Source organism: Gimesia aquarii (genome assembly GCF_007748175.1).
GTDB classification, from domain to species: Bacteria; Planctomycetota; Planctomycetia; order Planctomycetales; family Planctomycetaceae; genus Gimesia; species Gimesia aquarii_A.
Window position 1 is genome coordinate 6,379,611 of sequence record NZ_CP037422.1, and the last position, 15,847, is coordinate 6,395,457.

The 15,847-nt window shown below is 46.1% G+C and carries 13 protein-coding genes; 6 read left to right on the plus strand and 7 right to left on the minus strand.

The genetic code is table 11. The annotated features are described in order from the left end of the window. Positions 1-71: 71 nt before the first annotated feature. Complete coding sequence (cls, locus tag V202x_RS24130; RefSeq protein WP_145179362.1) at positions 72-1,541, plus strand: cardiolipin synthase; 1,470 nt, start codon at positions 72-74, stop codon at positions 1,539-1,541. 105 nt (positions 1,542-1,646) lie between these two features. On the opposite strand, the gene rplT is transcribed toward cls, so the two are convergent. The 7 genes from rplT to V202x_RS24165 form a co-directional block, all read right to left on the minus strand. Then, entirely contained in the window at positions 1,647-2,003 is a 357-nt protein-coding gene (rplT, locus tag V202x_RS24135) for a 50S ribosomal protein L20 (protein WP_145179363.1), read from the minus strand. A 76-nt stretch (positions 2,004-2,079) separates the two neighbouring features. Then, the gene (rpmI, locus tag V202x_RS24140; RefSeq protein ID WP_145179364.1) at positions 2,080-2,280 is read right to left on the minus strand and encodes a 50S ribosomal protein L35; all 201 of its coding nucleotides are present in this window, start codon (positions 2,278-2,280) and stop codon (positions 2,080-2,082) included. A 418-nt stretch (positions 2,281-2,698) separates the two neighbouring features. Further along, positions 2,699-3,772: a flagellar motor switch protein FliM gene (gene fliM / locus V202x_RS24145; protein WP_145179365.1), complete on the minus strand. Its 1,074-nt coding sequence runs from the start codon at positions 3,770-3,772 to the stop codon at positions 2,699-2,701. 81 nt (positions 3,773-3,853) lie between these two features. Next, the gene (locus tag V202x_RS24150) at positions 3,854-5,119 is read right to left on the minus strand and encodes a glutamate-5-semialdehyde dehydrogenase (protein ID WP_145179366.1); all 1,266 of its coding nucleotides are present in this window, start codon (positions 5,117-5,119) and stop codon (positions 3,854-3,856) included. A 263-nt stretch (positions 5,120-5,382) separates the two neighbouring features. Next, complete coding sequence (locus tag V202x_RS24155; RefSeq protein WP_145179367.1) at positions 5,383-5,916, minus strand: Crp/Fnr family transcriptional regulator; 534 nt, start codon at positions 5,914-5,916, stop codon at positions 5,383-5,385. Between the two features lie 77 nt (positions 5,917-5,993). Then, on the minus strand, positions 5,994-7,223 hold the full coding sequence (locus V202x_RS24160) for a Glu/Leu/Phe/Val family dehydrogenase (RefSeq protein WP_145179368.1): 1,230 nt from the start codon (positions 7,221-7,223) through the stop codon (positions 5,994-5,996). Between the two features lie 366 nt (positions 7,224-7,589). Further along, a complete protein-coding gene (locus V202x_RS24165) occupies positions 7,590-8,810 on the minus strand; it encodes a hypothetical protein (protein WP_145179369.1) in 1,221 nt (406 codons plus the stop codon). Positions 8,811-9,077: 267 nt separating this feature from the next. Between V202x_RS24165 and V202x_RS24170 the strand changes: the two genes are divergently transcribed. From V202x_RS24170 to V202x_RS24190, 5 genes are all read left to right on the plus strand, one after another. Further along, a complete protein-coding gene (locus V202x_RS24170) occupies positions 9,078-10,283 on the plus strand; it encodes a M20/M25/M40 family metallo-hydrolase (protein WP_145179370.1) in 1,206 nt (401 codons plus the stop codon). Between the two features lie 39 nt (positions 10,284-10,322). Beyond that, the gene (locus V202x_RS24175; protein ID WP_145179371.1) at positions 10,323-11,219 is read left to right on the plus strand and encodes a polyprenyl synthetase family protein; all 897 of its coding nucleotides are present in this window, start codon (positions 10,323-10,325) and stop codon (positions 11,217-11,219) included. After that, entirely contained in the window at positions 11,219-13,132 is a 1,914-nt protein-coding gene (gene dxs / locus V202x_RS24180; protein ID WP_145179372.1) for a 1-deoxy-D-xylulose-5-phosphate synthase, read from the plus strand. The genes V202x_RS24175 and dxs overlap by 1 nt, the downstream gene beginning before the upstream one ends. A 56-nt stretch (positions 13,133-13,188) precedes the next feature. Beyond that, positions 13,189-14,598, plus strand: a complete 1,410-nt coding sequence (locus tag V202x_RS24185) for a hypothetical protein (RefSeq protein ID WP_145179373.1) — start codon at positions 13,189-13,191, stop codon at positions 14,596-14,598. A 281-nt stretch (positions 14,599-14,879) separates the two neighbouring features. Further along, the gene (locus V202x_RS24190) at positions 14,880-15,815 is read left to right on the plus strand and encodes a GGDEF domain-containing protein (RefSeq protein ID WP_197993075.1); all 936 of its coding nucleotides are present in this window, start codon (positions 14,880-14,882) and stop codon (positions 15,813-15,815) included. The last annotated feature ends 32 nt before the right edge of the window (positions 15,816-15,847 follow it).

The window sequence follows — 15,847 nt, forward strand, 5'->3', positions numbered from 1 at the left end:
CAGATTCTTAGAGGACTCCCGAGTTCAATATCAGAACCAGAAGACCGAACTATAAACAGCGAGATCATTACATGTTTCATTATTTGTTATTACATCCTTCAAACATCATCTTAATTTTCCACCCGTTACTTGCGATCGCAGTCTCGATTCGTGTCATCATGAAGCGTCCTGCCACTGGTGTCGCCCTGGCGTGGTTGGTGCTGATTGCAGCGGTGCCATTCGGAGGCGTACTAATCTATTTACTGATTGGGGAACATCGGATCGGCCGCGGTCGTACACGTGCCATCGAACGTCTGCGTACCGACTATCAAAAAATAGCGGATATCGCCATTCAAAAAGGTGCCACTGACGTCGACTGGTCTCGTCATGCTTTCACAGCACGCGGCATGAACAAACTCGGCGAAACGATCATGGGCAGTCGCACCGTCTGTGGGAGTGAATTACAACTGATTTCCGATACACAAGTGATTTTAGAAAAGATCACAGAGGATGTAGACGCAGCACAGAAAAGTGTGCTGATGGAATTTTACATCTGGAATGCAGGCGGACTGGCTGATCAGGTCATGGAGGCTGTCATTCGTGCTGCAAAGCGTGGAGTTTCCTGTCGTCTCCTGATTGATGCACTTGGTGCCCGTCCCTGGTGGAAGGGTAAACAACCTCAACAACTTCGGGAAGCCGGTGTTAAGCTCTTACCTGCCTTGCCTGTTGGCATCTTCCGTACGTTCGTAGGACGCACCGACCTGCGAATTCACCGAAAAATCATCGTCATTGATGGTGAAGTCGCATGGACCGGTAGTGCCAACCTCGTGGATCCACGTTTCTTTAAACAGGGAGCGGGAGTAGGACAGTGGGTTGACGCAATGGTCCGCCTGAAAGGGACGGTGGTCATTCCAATGGGGGCTATTATGATTGGTGACTGGATGCTCGAAACGGGAGAATCAATCAATGACATTGCTGAAGATGCAGGTCTTCACTTCGTCGATCCATATGGTCCAGCAGACGTCCAGGTTGTTCCCTCAGGTCCGGGTGAAAGTGGTGATGGGCTGCTGCAAATGTTACTGGCCCTGATTAATGCAGCGCAAGATGAGCTGGTGCTTACCACACCGTATCTGGTGCCTGATGAATCGTTACTCAGAGCAATCATTGGGGCGGCGGGACGGGGGGTTAAAGTGCTGTTAATTGTCCCTGAGAAAGTAGACTCATTATTGACACGCTACGCGAGTCGTTCTTACTTCGATGAACTACTCAGAGTCGGTGTAAAGATCTATCTTTATCAGGGAGGGTTATTACATACCAAATCAGTCATGGCCGATGGAGCGATTTCGATGTTTGGCACGGCGAATCTTGATATGCGTAGTCTGTGGCTGAATTATGAAGTGTCACTCTTTGTCTACGAGCCAGAATTTGCGAACGAATTACGTTCTTTGCAACAAACCTATATTGATGATTCAAGACGGCTGGACTCTGCTGAATGGAAAACCAGATCGTTTAAAGAACGGTTATTAGAAAATACCCTGCGGCTGGTGAGCCCCCTGCTGTAAAACAGGGTTTTGTTAGAATCGATAAAAAAATTACGCGAACCATGCTTCTAATAAGAAGGGCATGCTTCGCGTAAAATAGTTCGAGTCATAAAGTCAACAACGGCTTCAAGCTGCCAATGCTGCTTGAGCGGCTTTCACGATTTCATCAAATACCTGTGGCTGAGAAATGGCAAGCTCGCTAAGAGACTTTCGATTCAAAGTAATCCCTGCCTTCGTTAATCCATTGATGAACTGCGAATAATTGATGCCTCGCTCGCGACAGGCGGCAGTAATTCGAGTAATCCACAGCGCCCGAAACTCACGCTTTCGCACTCGACGGTCTCGATATGCATAAACGCGAGATCGAACCACCGTTTCTTTTACGGTCCGCAATAAGCTACCACGACCGCCAAAATTACCACTTGCTTCTTTAAACAGACGCTTTTTTGCTCTGCGTCGCGCTGCACCTTTTCGAACTCTCATGATTACTTTCCAACCGCGAAGTTAAATGCTTTGTTTCTTTAAGGATTGATTGCCACTCTCAAGGGCGTGCACAAGGCTATGAACCGGGACGCAACGCGTTCAGAATAATCTTTGCTTCCGCTCCGGTCACAACTCCATCACCACGAAGTCTGATTTTTCGCTTGGGACTTTTTTTGCTTAGAATATGACCGCGAAACGCTTTTCTGTGCTTGGCTTTACCGGAAGCAGTAATCTTAAACCGCTTCTTCATTCCTTTATGTGTCTTTTGCTTGGGCATTTTTTTTCAATCTTCGTGAACGACTCAGAGACAGCAACCTGTCCCACTCTGTGAAAACTGAGATTTAGAGCGTAAACCTTTAATTACAATAAACATTTTCACTTCTCATCAACTCATGAACCACGCGTCAAGCAGAAGCAAAAATGTATTCAAATTAACAGGCAGACCTGTTATTCTTTTGAAAGTTGATCGAGCAGTATAATCAGCAAGGCACTGTTTTTTCTACCGAAACGAAGCTAAAAACTGGTTTAGTTCAGAGAAAAAGATTCTAAACCGGCTAAAACGCTATTTTTGAATTTCAGAGCAGAGATTGAGTCACTTTTTAATTTGGTAACGTCAACTTGCTATCCATAATCGTAGCTCACGAACAAACAGTGAACACAAAGTCACACGCTAGACCACATCATCTGATTAAGAACTAGTGTGACTGGCTTTCTTCTAGTGGTAATCCCCCCGCTTTTTTGACTTTTTCTTCAATGATATCCTTGGGGACAGCCAACATTTTTTCGATGCTGATCGCTTTATGCCCCTTATAGACTCCAGGATAAGCGGTGAAAACAGGAGCACCTTCCAATTCAACAGTCAAAGATTGCGAACTCCCTTTATTACACATAATCACGTCACCTACTGACAAATTTAAAACTTCTCCTGTCGTCAGTTTACTATTATCTAAATCCACTTTCATATGAATCTTTGATTGGGTCACACTGGTTTCCAAGCTCAACTGCTGCCGTAAGTCAGGAGATTTCTTCTTATAAGCAGACCAGGTATCTGATGTCAGCTTATTAGAAAGTGGTTCAATGGTATTGAAGGGAATACAAAGGTTGATAATCCCACGTGTTTCCCCCATTGTGACTTCAAAAGAAATCAACACAATCACTTCGTTGGGAGGCACAATCTGAACCAGTTGTGGATTACTTTCCACTTGAGAAACTTTCAGTTTCCAATCACAGAGGTTACTCCAGGCAGATTCAATCCCTTCAATGGCCAGACCTGTGATGCGTGACACGAGACGTATCTCTATTTCAGTCAATGGCCGATTGGGATAGGAACCTTGCGAATTACTATTACCTCCCAGAAGACGGTCTATGATCGGGAAAATAATGGAAGGACTAATATCCAAAATGATGTGTCCCTCAAGAGTTTCCGATTCAAGTAGATTGAAACAGGTCGGATTTTCAAGACTGAAAACGAATTCACTGTAGGTCAGCTGGTCTACACTAATCAATTTGACTTCAATAATCGATCTCAGCATCCCACTGAGTGCAGCTCCAAACTCACGGCTAAAGCTTTCATGCAGCGCACGAAAAGCCCGCATCTGTTCTTTACTGACGCGTTCCGGGCGCTTGAAATCATAAATACTGATTTGGGAATTGAAGTCTGCATTGCGAGTTGCGGGACGACTAGTCCCCCCCCCACCAGCACTACTCGCTGTAGGGTCCAAAGCCGACAATAATGACTCGACTTCATTTTGACTTAGTACATCTGCCATCCCTAGCCTCCCTTGGAAAACTACTTCTGATCTGGAAGATCAGCAGCAGTCTATATTCACAATTGAATGATCCAATGCTTTCTATTGTTTGATCTGCCCTGCTCCATGGGCAACATATTTGTAACTAGTCAATTCATTTAAGCCACAGGGGCCACGCGCATGAAATTTGTCGGTGCTTATACCAATTTCAGCCCCTAAACCAAACTCACCCCCATCGTTAAACCGAGTGCTGGCATTAACGATGACAGCAGCGGAATCCACTTCAGTAGTAAACTTCTCTGCAGCTGCCAAATTTGTGGTTACAATTGATTCAGTGTGTCCGGAACCGTATTGATGGATATGTTGAATTGCCGCGTCCATACTATCAACAATTTTGACAGACATGATCATGGCACCATATTCTGTGGCGTAGTCATCATCGGTTGCCAATTGACCATCATTGATTAATTCCATGGAACGTGGACAACACCTGAGTTCTACCCCTTGCTTTACCAAAGCAGCTGCCACCTGAGGGAATATTGTTTTCGCGATATCGGCGTGAACCAATAAGCTTTCTGCCGCATTACAGACTCCAGGACGTTGACACTTGCTGTTGACAGTAATCGACACCGCCAGTTCTGAATCTGCCGCCTCATCAAGATAAACGTGACAAACCCCATCGAAGTGTTTGATCACAGGCATCATCGCATCCTTGGCAACACGTTCAATCAATCCCTTACCACCTCGGGGAATGGTAACATCAATCAGATTTCCCAGCTTTAGAAAATGACCAACAGCTTCACGGTCCGTTGTTTCAACCAACTGAACTGACTGCTCGGGAAGCCCCACATCTTTAAGCCCCTGTTGTAGTAATCCATACAAGGCCATGTTACTGTGAAATGCTTCTTTTCCCCCTCTGAGGATCACAGCATTTCCACTTTTGACACATAAGGCCGCCGCATCGATCGTTACATTGGGTCTTGATTCATAAATAAAGAAGACCACCCCCAACGGAACCCGTACCTGAGTCACCAGCAATCCGTTGGGACGCATATTACTACCAATGATTTCGCCAATCGGATTAGGCAGCGCCGTAATCTCCTGGAGTGCAGTAACAATTCCCTGCAATCGTGCATCAGTCAATTTAAGGCGATCGATGGATGCCTCAGTCAAACCGTATTCAGGAGCCTGCTTCAAGTCCTTTTCATTGGCCTCAAGTAGTTCAGGTGTTCTCTCCCGAATCAGCTCGATCATCCGGCACAACCAGTCGTTTTTCTGGTTTCCGTTTGCTGACACTAACTTTCGGGAGGCGTCGCGCGCCTGATGAGCCAGTTGTTGCGTGTAATGAGGCAAGTCGAATTCAGTCATGATACTCTTAAATAATCTACGAGCGTTTTTACCCGTTGAATACGGCTGGGTTTCTTAAAATCACTTTACTTATCTTAACAGACACTGAGATTACGAGAAAAGTGCGCACAGAAAATGATTCCCCGATATATTATCGAGATCAGTCAATTTGTCGAAGTATCAAATATCAGCCTGAATGTGTCAACGCGGGATCTTCACGGAGGGGAAACGGCTCTGGTATTGAAGGAGCTTTTTGAAATCAAATGTCTATTAAAAGCGAAACTCTAGAATTGCCAGTCAGAATAAAGCTTGGATCGGAAATCGTGCCATTCCGCATTCTTGGAGCGAGAACCGGTGCTCTGGACCATTTCCGCTGTCCATTCATCCATCATTCTAAGCCGATCTGACATGATTCGAACGGTATTCAAGACTACTTTTTGCGCGCCTGACACACCATCTTTCAACATTTGATCAAACTCACGACCTGGGATACGAAAGACTTCCACATCCGTTAATGCGACAACACTTGCCGAATGAGGTGCTGGTTTAAAAAATGACATTTCACCAAAAATCGAAAAGGGGCTTAATTGAGTCAAAACCTGCTCGTTGCCGTTGGAAAGTCTTTTTCGTACTTCGCATGTGCCGCTCTGAATAACCCAGAGATAACGCGTCGAGTTTCCCTCATCAAGAATGCGAGCCCCTTCGGGAAAGTCTTCACGTTCAGAAGCATGGAGTAAGACATCCATTTCTTCCGGCGTCACTGACTGGAATAGGACACACTCATTGATTAACTGCTCAACTGGTAACACTTTAACCACCTCATTAACTCCAGGTGCTGAACTTAGATTTTTAATTTGATATTGAATCGATCGAAGAGATTAGAAACAGCTGGGACTTAGATCCCCCCTAAAACAGTTGCCCGACCAACCCGACCAATGCCCAGAATATAGGCGGCAACACGTAAAGAGACTTTTTTATCTGTCGCGATTTTCCAAACTAATTCAAAGCTGTCACTCATAATACGATCTAACTCGGAACGAACGCGAGATTTTTCCCAGCTAAAATGCTGTCGATTCTGAACCCATTCAAAGTAGCTAACGGTGACGCCACCGGCGTTTGCCAGGATATCAGGAACGACCACCACATCGTTTTTCTCAAAAATTTCATCGGCTTCTGGCTCCGTCGGATTATTGGCAGCCTCGATAATGCATTTCGCTCTCGTATCTCTGGCAATTTCCTTCGTCAGTACGCCTCCCAATGCAGCAGGAATTAATACAGTGACGTTCGAAGTTAACAATTCTTCATTAGAAATTGCCTCAGTTTCCGGAAAACCCCTGACTGCCCCCGTATCCTTGGAATACTCGATTAATTGGGGAATATTCAGTCCATCCGCCTTATAGACTCCTCCACTCGCATCGGAGACCGCAACAACTTTCGCCCCGAATTCGTTGAGAAAATGAGCGGCAAAGCTACCCACATTTCCAAACCCCTGAATAGCAACCGTCACACCTGTCACATCAATTTTTAATCGATCCAATGTCTCACGGGTAATCATAGCCACGCCTCGGCCGGTCGCTTCTTCACGGCCATCAGCACCATGCAATTCCAATGGTTTCCCTGTCACGCATGCGGGATTGAACCCCCGGTATTTTTCAAACTGATTCATTATCCAGGCCATCACTTGCGCATTCGTTCCCATATCAGGAGCAGGAATATCTTTGGAAGGCCCAATCACATCGTAAACTTTGTCAACAAATTTACGCGTAACCCGTTCCAGCTCACCTTGTGACAGTTGGCTCACATCCACAGAAATCCCCCCTTTCGCTCCGCCATAGGGAATATTGACTAAAGCGGTCTTCCAGGTCATCAAGGAGGCGAGTGCCAGTACTTCATCGGCATCAACTTCATGATGAAAACGGAGTCCTCCTTTCATCGGCCCTCTGGAACTGTCATGCTGTATGCGATATCCGATATAAGTTGCGATCTCACCGTTATCACGTTCGATTGCGACTTCCACTTTGACCTCGCGTTCCGGAGTTCGCAATAATTCCTGCATATTGCGCGACAAGCCGACTTGACGTGAAGCCTGATCGAAATAACGACATGCTGTTTCATAAGAACCCATAGAATTCTTTCCTCTATCGACCTGAGTTCACTGTTGCCAGAGCGGAACCCACAGGATCTCCTGTTAAAGATATTGATAGTATTGATTTGAAAAAATAGTTAATGATTAGAAAAATGATTGGAATGTTGGTTCGAGACTCAAATATGAAAATCTCTTAACGTTCATAAAAGATATGTCATATTTCTGCCTAAACACTTTGAAAATCATGTAATTGGGTCATTCCCTTGCTGTTTTGAGGTCTATTCCTCAAAACAAGCACTCAATAAATTAATTTTGTTTAATATTACGTGATTCTTTACTCTCTGGCAATCTTAACCCGATGCATGAAATCCCTTACTATCATCATATTCACATCCGAATCCTCGTTCAATATGCGGGAACCTGGGCATGTTTGGGAATCGGCTGTTCTGAGTTTGAAGGAATCGAATCTGACCAGATTCCAGGAATCTCTTTTAGGATAAACAGCGCAAGCTCCCTTGCATAAAGTGCGTGTCCTTCTCTTGAAAACCGGGGAACATTGTTCAGAAAAAAACGATCGGGATTCTGAATACCCTGAAACGTGGGCGAAGTATCACAATAAGTCACATTTAACTGCTTGGCATAAGTATCGAGCAGATCAAAAGGAAATCGACTGGCATACTCGACCCCATCTCGAACTCCCAGAGAACTTCGTGCCCGTTTCCCACTCATGGCCGTTTCGGAAACCTGCCAGGGCTTGGGATAAGTCGCCAGGATGAATCGCGAATAAGTTCCCTGCGTAATCTGCTGAATATTTTGAATGGGCTCTAAAGTCTGTCTCACATACACAGACCAATCCGGAGGATGGTCTTCTAGCCAGAGGTACTTTCCCTGTGGCGTATCAATATCACGATCGAGGCCCGCAGGTTGATTTTCCACCCAATAATCACCGAGCCATCTCAGCGTGTATCGATAGACCAGGAACTGATTTTCCAGTCGTTCCGGAGTATTGATCTTTTCGAACAAGGGGTGCATTGAGCAAAGAGGAATTCCTGAATCACCAATCTGAGTATAACGTCTTAGAGCATGATCATCGGCAACATCAGACATATCAAAATGAAACAAAACTAAATCAGGCTGGAGCCCCAACAAAGAGTGTCTCAGATGTAAATAAGACATCAAAGGACTGGCATCAGGCACACCAGCATTGACCACCTCTACCTTGAGTTGTGTCTTTTTCTGCAGCAATTTTTCCAGTCGCATACAAAACGTATCAGGCTCTTTCATCTCCGGCGCAAGAACGGTTTCTCCTCCCAAACAGAGAATTCGAAAGACGCCAGCTGGTTTTGGAATGGTATACTCTTTTCCTCTGATTCCCATGCTATTGATCGTAAACTGAATCAGCTCTCCCGAGTCAGGGTGTTTTCGGGAGACTTCCTGCAAAGGCCGAACGCGATGATAGGTCACATCGGAAGGAATCAGTACGCTATCAGTATCAAAAGTGTTCGCTGAATGCTGCTGCTGATACTGATCAATGCGTAAAGCGACTTCCCCCCCCACTGCGAACAGAGCGAGAGTAATCAATGCCAGCATCAAATGCTTTAGCCAGCGCAAGCGCGAACGAATCATCTTCAAAAAACAGAATTCCGATGTTAAGATTCAGCCCGGGTCATCTAAAACCCGTTCGGGAACTCAGCCACAAATCAGCCGGGATTCTAATTTTGATCCAGAATTACAGCAATATGAGTCTGAAAACCCCCATAATAGATACAAAAATAGCCCATCGAGTCGTGTTGAAAAAAAGTTGCCAAAAGTCTAAGTTGAACGAAGTAATCTAAAATTCCGTCAACTCGATCAAATGCATCGTACAGATGGCTCCTTTTGAAAAGCCTTTCAATGAGCACTCAAAACAGAGCAACAACGGTTAAAGTCAACCAGAAACAGGCATTACAGCTTGTAACTAACTTAATGCGCATTCCGGGTAAAAGTGGCGAAGAAGGAAAAATTGCAGCAGAAATCGTAGAGCGGCTGCAAAAAGCAGGACTGCCCCGAAAATTGATCTCGTTCGATACCGCAAACAAGAAAAGCCCCATTGGTGGTGAATCGGGAAATTTAATTGTGAAACTTCCCGGAACGCGAAAAGGCCCCAGGCGCGCACTGATGGCACACATGGATACGGTTCCACTCTGTGTCGGAGCGGAACCGGTCAAAAGAGGAAATCTGATTCATTCTAAAAGTAGCCAGACTGCTCTGGGGGCTGACGACCGCTCTGGCTGCAGCGTCATTTTAAACGCCTTGCTTACGATTCTCACTGAGAATCTCTCGCATCCTCCCTTGACATTCTGCTGGATGGTGCAGGAAGAAATTGGGCTGGTTGGTGTGAAACATTTAGCGACCAGTAAGCTGGGAAAGCCCAAAATGTGCTTTAACTGGGATGGGAAACTGGTTGATCAGGTTTGTATTGGAGCGACTGGCGACTCTGGAATGTTAATTCGCATTGAAGGCGTCGCCAGTCATGCAGGCGCTCATCCGGAACGGGGAGTCAGTGCCGCCGTTATTGCGGGAAAGGCCATCGAAGATCTCTCAGAGAATGGTTGGCATGGACTGGTCATCAAAGGTAGGAATACAGGTTCCAGTAATATCGGTGTTCTTTCTGGAGGCGCTGCCACAAATGTCGTCATGCCTGAACTGACAATTAAGGCAGAAGCCCGGAGCCATAACCCACGCTTCCGACAAAAGATCCTTGATGAATTTAAAAAAGCCTTCCAACGGTCTGTAAAGTCAGTAAAAAACAGTGATGGTCAGCGAGGGACGGTCTCCTTCGAATCCCATTTGAAATATGAGTCCTTTCGTCTTAGTGAAAATGAGCCTGTCGTTCAAACAGCAAAGCATGCCATAGAAAAGATAGGAGGGCTACCCGAGTTAAGTATTGGTAATGGAGGTTTGGATGCCAACTGGATGGTCGCACATGGATTTCCTACAGTGACTCTAGGCTGTGGCCAACAGGATATTCACACCACAGAAGAAACGTTGATGATTGATGAATATCTCAAAGCCTGTCAGATTGGACTGCTTCTCGCCACGGCAACTGAATCAGACTGAAAAACAAAACCACCAATCATTAGAAAAGATGCCTTTTGAATGAGTCATAAATTCCTTTCTTTTAAAGACAGATGGAGCCATCTTCAAAGCCTGGTAAATCGCCAATTATCAGAGTCACTTGACCTTTCAACGGATTGCCCCCCCATTCTCAAAGAGGCAATGTCTTACAGCTTGTCAGCTGGCGGAAAACGACTTCGCCCCATTTTGGTGCTGCTCAGTTGTGAAGCATGTGGAGGAGAATTGGAGGCAGCCTTACCAGCCGCCTGTGCCATCGAAATGGTGCACACATACTCTCTCATCCATGACGATCTGCCAGCCATGGATAACGATGATTTGCGTAGAGGAATGCCGACGAACCATATCAAATTCGGTGAAGCGAATGCCATCCTGGCAGGAGATGCGTTATTAACTCTTGCTTTTGAAATTATGGCAAGTCAAATTAAGGTAAACTCTTGTGCTGCAGAATGTTGTGCTGATTTAGCGAATGCAGCAGGTGCGATAGGAATGGTAGGAGGCCAGGTCGCAGATTTAGAATCCGAGCATCTAAACAATTCTACATTGGAAACATTAGAGGCCATTCATCGACGAAAAACGGGGAGACTCATTTGTAGTGCACTCACAATTGGAGCCCGAATCGGTGGTGCGGAGATGACAATACTGCGAAAACTGGAAGAATACGGCACTTACATAGGATTGGCATTTCAAATTACCGATGATCTACTTGATTTAACCGGTGATGCAGAAAAAATGGGAAAAGGCGTGCGAAAAGACGCTAAACACGGTAAATTAACCTACCCATCCCTGATTGGCGTTGAAGAAAGTCGCCAACGAGCACAAAATTTGATTGATGAAGCGTGCCTCTCGATCGCCCCACTTGGGAGCCACGGCCAAAGATTGGAAGAACTGGCCCATTTTGTACTAGAACGAGACCATTGATGAAGATCGAAATTCTACCGCGCATCAACTCACCGCTGGATATGAAAACATTGTCGGGGAGTGAACTCGAAACACTGGCAGCAGAAATCCGCGAGGTTCTGTGCACGGTCGTCGAAGACCGATCCGCTCACTTTGCGAGTAACCTGGGAGTCGTTGAACTTTGTATTGCTCTCCACATGGCGTATGACTTTACCCAGGACCGGCTCATCTGGGATACAGGGCATCAAATCTACCCCCACAAATTAATCACAGGCCGCTACTCGCAAATTTCAACGATCCGCCGCAAAGGCGGTTTGATGGGCTACCCGAATCCGGAAGAGAGTGATTATGACCTGTTTATGACAGGACATGCTGGCGCCAGCGTTTCGACGGTGCTTGGAATGAAAGCCGGTGATGATCTGGCTGGTGAATCGAACCGCAAATCCGTGGCTGTGATTGGCGATGGAGCACTGCCTTCCGGTGTCGTCTTCGAGGCAATGAACAATGCCGCTGGCTTGAATAAAGATGTCCTCGTGATCCTTAACGATAATAAAATGGGAATCTGCCCACGTGTCGGAGGCTTAGCGAAATATCTCGATAAGGCCCGTGTGGCTCCGTTTTACAATGGTTTAAAACGAGATGTCTCATGGCTACTGAATAAAGTCCCGGTTGTCGGCGAATCAATGGAACATACACTGGGCAGTTTCAAGGAAGCCGTCAAAGGTTTCCTGCACGGTGGCATGCTGTTTGAAGAAATGGGTTTTCGCTATATCGGGCCGGTAGATGGACATAACATTGAAGAGTTATCCGGTTATCTGCAGATGATCAAAAACATCAAAGGGCCTGTTTTATTGCACGTCTTAACGGAAAAAGGACATGGCTTTGAGCCCGCCACCAATGATCCGGTCTCCTTTCATGCCCCGGCTCCGTTCCAGCGTAATGAAGAAAACGAAATCGTTCCCATTGAAAAGCCGGGCAGTAGCTCTCCCAAATCATTTACGGATGTCGTAAGTAATTCCGTCTTTCAGGCAATGACTGACAATGAGCGTGTAGTTGTTCTCACCGCAGCGATGTGTACTGGAAACAAACTAGGCAAGATTCGGGATGGATTCCCTGACCGATTTTTTGATACGGGAATTTGTGAAGCGCACGCGGTTGCTTTTGCAGGCGGTATGGCCAAAGCAGGACTCCGACCGATTGTTGATATTTACAGCACGTTCCTGCAGCGCGGCTTCGATCATATCTTTCAGGAAGTGGCGTTGCAAAACCTCCCAGTTACATTCTGCATGGACCGAGCCGGAATCGCCGGCGAAGACGGTCCGACTCATCATGGGGCATTTGATAACAGCTACATGAGGTGCTTTCCGAATCTTGTTTTGATGTCCCCCGGAGATGCACAGGATGTCGAACCGATGCTTGAATTTTCTTTGAAGCATGCCGGGCCAACTTCGATTCGATACCCCAAAGCGGCCGCTGACTCTGTCGAGCGGAAGGTCGCTCCAGTCGAACTCGGTAAATCAGAAGTCTATGTCTGGGGCAAAGATGGAATGCTGATTGCATTTGGCTCCCTGTTCACCAATTGTATTCAGGCAGCGGAAAAACTCCGGGAAGAAGGACATGATATTGGCGTGATCAATGCCCGCTTCGCCAAACCATTAGACGTCGACGTCATCCATCGGGCGATTCGAGAATCGGGCTTTGTGATTACGGTTGAAGAAGCTACACTTTGTGGCGGTTTTGGTTCAGCAGTTTTGGAATCTGCCAATGATGCGGGGCTTAACACGAGTCATCTCAGAAGACTTGGGATTCCTGATCGTTTTATTGAACATGGGAATCGTAACGAACTACTGGTTGACCTGGGACTGGATGTTGCCGGAATTATCGCAACATCACGTGATATGGTTCAGCAAACAAATGTCGCAGTAAACGAATAAACTTCCTACTTTCCTTCTCCAATCAGTATGGACGCTTGATTTACGGAGCCTTCCGCATGTTTTCATTGAGTAAAGACAATCCTTCGCGGGTATCATATTTTTTCTGTCTGTCAGTTACTATGATTATTGTTTTACTGCTCTCGAGCAGACTATCAGTTTACGCAGAAACCTATGAATTCTCTGAACCCACAAAAGACTCACGCACTTATAGTGTGGATTCCACAATTCAAGTCGAAGGCCATCTGGAAACAGCTATTAAATCGGGTAAAGCGAGAAAACTCGAGCTCAATGTAGAAGGAAAACTTCAATACCTCGAACGCAAATTGCCAGGAACAGGACGTGATGCAGAAGCACTGCGTTCTCTTCGCTACTATGAATCGGCCACAGCCACAATTGATGTACAAGGACAAAAAACATTTGCCCGTGGTCGAGATAAACATCGCATGATTGTCGCAGAAGGAAAACCTGAGGGTCTTTCCTTACATTCTCCCGTTGGCCCGCTCATGCCATCAGAACTGGAATTGCTCAATTCTCCTGGTGACTGTCTCCCTGTCAGCGCACTCTTACCACGTTCCGAAGTGGAAGTTGGTGAATCCTGGACTCCTGACAGTTGGGTACTTCAGTCTCTTACGGGACTTGAAGCAGTCTTAAAGTCAGAGTTGACCTGCAAACTGGAATCCGTAGCAGACAACGTGGCAGTGATTAGTTTTAGCGGAACGATTGAAGGGGCCACTGTTGGCGCGCAAACCGAAATTGCAGTCAAAGGTAAATTTCAGTTCCATTCGAATGATGAGTTCATCAGTCACCTGGAATTGGAACAAACGGAAAATCGTTCTGTGGGTTCTGTCAGTCCCGGTATGAAAGTCACTGCCAAAGTGAATTGGGATCGTACACTCGCAGCAGCTCCGGGACCACTCACAGATGAAGCGTTGGCTTCTATCCCATTGGAAACAAAACCAGAGTCCAAACTCTTGAGCTTCGAACCTCCCTGGAATGTTCAATTACTTCTGCCACGGAACTGGTATGTATTTCATCAAACGAATCAGGTTGCCGTCTTAAGATTGCTCGATAAAGGGAGTCTGATTGCGCAAGCCAATATTTCAAAAATTGCTTCTGTTAAACCGGGTAGCCACACTTCAGAAGAACAGTTCCAACAGGACATCCGCACCTCGTTAGGCGACAAACTGATCAAAATCCTGAAGGCTGAAAACCTCTCTTCCGCAGATGGAAAGTACGTTCATCGGGTCACCGTTGCTGGGAAGGCCAACGAGATTCCCGTGCAATGGATTTATTATCTGTGTGCCGCTCCTTCCGGCAGGCAGATTTCCTTCGTGTTTACCGTGGATGAAAAATTAGTCGAGCAACTCAATGATCGAGACACCGACCTTATTCTGAGCCTTAAATTTCTGGAAGCCCAGCCTGCTCCTGTTCAGGCTGGACCTACTGAAACCAGCGAACGAAAGTGACGATTCGGGAGTTTTACCCTGGAATTGAGACAGTAAGATTACCCATCAAACGTCCCTGCTCATAAAAATCCTTACAATCATTACATTCGCCGGCTAATATTCTCGTTCGGATTAGAATTGTAAGGAACATTCCTCCTGAGCGTGAACTAAGCTTGATTGACTTAGAGAAGTCAAAAACGATTTTACGCATTGGTCACCTCTGGCCAATCTCTATGATCAACGCTAAACGTTTTATCTCTTTTGAGATAAAACATGGTTGCTTCCCAGTCAGGAAGAGAAGCATGATGGCAATCTTATTAACATCACAGTTTTCCATTTCAAACGATGTTCTCATCTGTTTCGGCGCAGGGTTACTCATTGCGGTCAGCCTGGGTTTTACGGCAGGTTATGTTGTCGGTAAGAGCGCCCCTGCGCGCAATCTCCGACGAGCCAAAAAACATATCCAGGGTTGCTTTGAACACGTGAAAGAAACGTTGGATACTGCTCAAGCTGCATGTGCGTTGCTCGAAAAATTTCCGGGAATGATGCTAACGAAAGAACAAACCAGTGAAATCAGCCGCAGACGCGGGAAGCTACTGGATCTGATTAATCGATTGGTTGAACGAAAAGTTCCAGATGAAGAACCAATTCAACTGGAGAATCAGCCTGACAAGAAGAAAAAGCAGGAATTCCCAGCGATGCAATGGGTTTTACAACCGGAACAAACACATTTAAAGCTACCAGATGCCTCGGCGTTTGAAGCCAACCTGGAAATGATGTTACTGGCGGGAACTTCGACGGAACTGAATAGCGGTTTGCTGCTTGTGCAAATGAACCAATACGAGCAGTTGAAAGAACGCTTTGGAATTATGGCTCCCGTCAAATTCATGAAAACAATTTCACGACTGGCGTTACATAAAATCAGAGACGAAGACGTTATCTGTTTTTGGAAATCGGACACACTGGCAATTTTACTTCCCGGCTTTTCCAGCAGCGAAGGACAAATTAACGCTGAAACCATTCGAGATGCCATTCGGCATCATCATTTCCGCCTGGAAACGACCAGCTCAGAAGTGGTTGTCACAGCCAGCCTTGCTTATGTCACTTGTGTTCCCGGTGACTCAGCAGAATTGATCCTGGACCGTGGACTACATGCCTTAGCCAAATCTCAGAAACAAGGCCGCAACCAACTCATCATTCAAGACAGCCACGCGTACAAGAATAAAGAAGCTGTTTGATTCTCAAATAGACAAAGGCAGATTGAAAACCA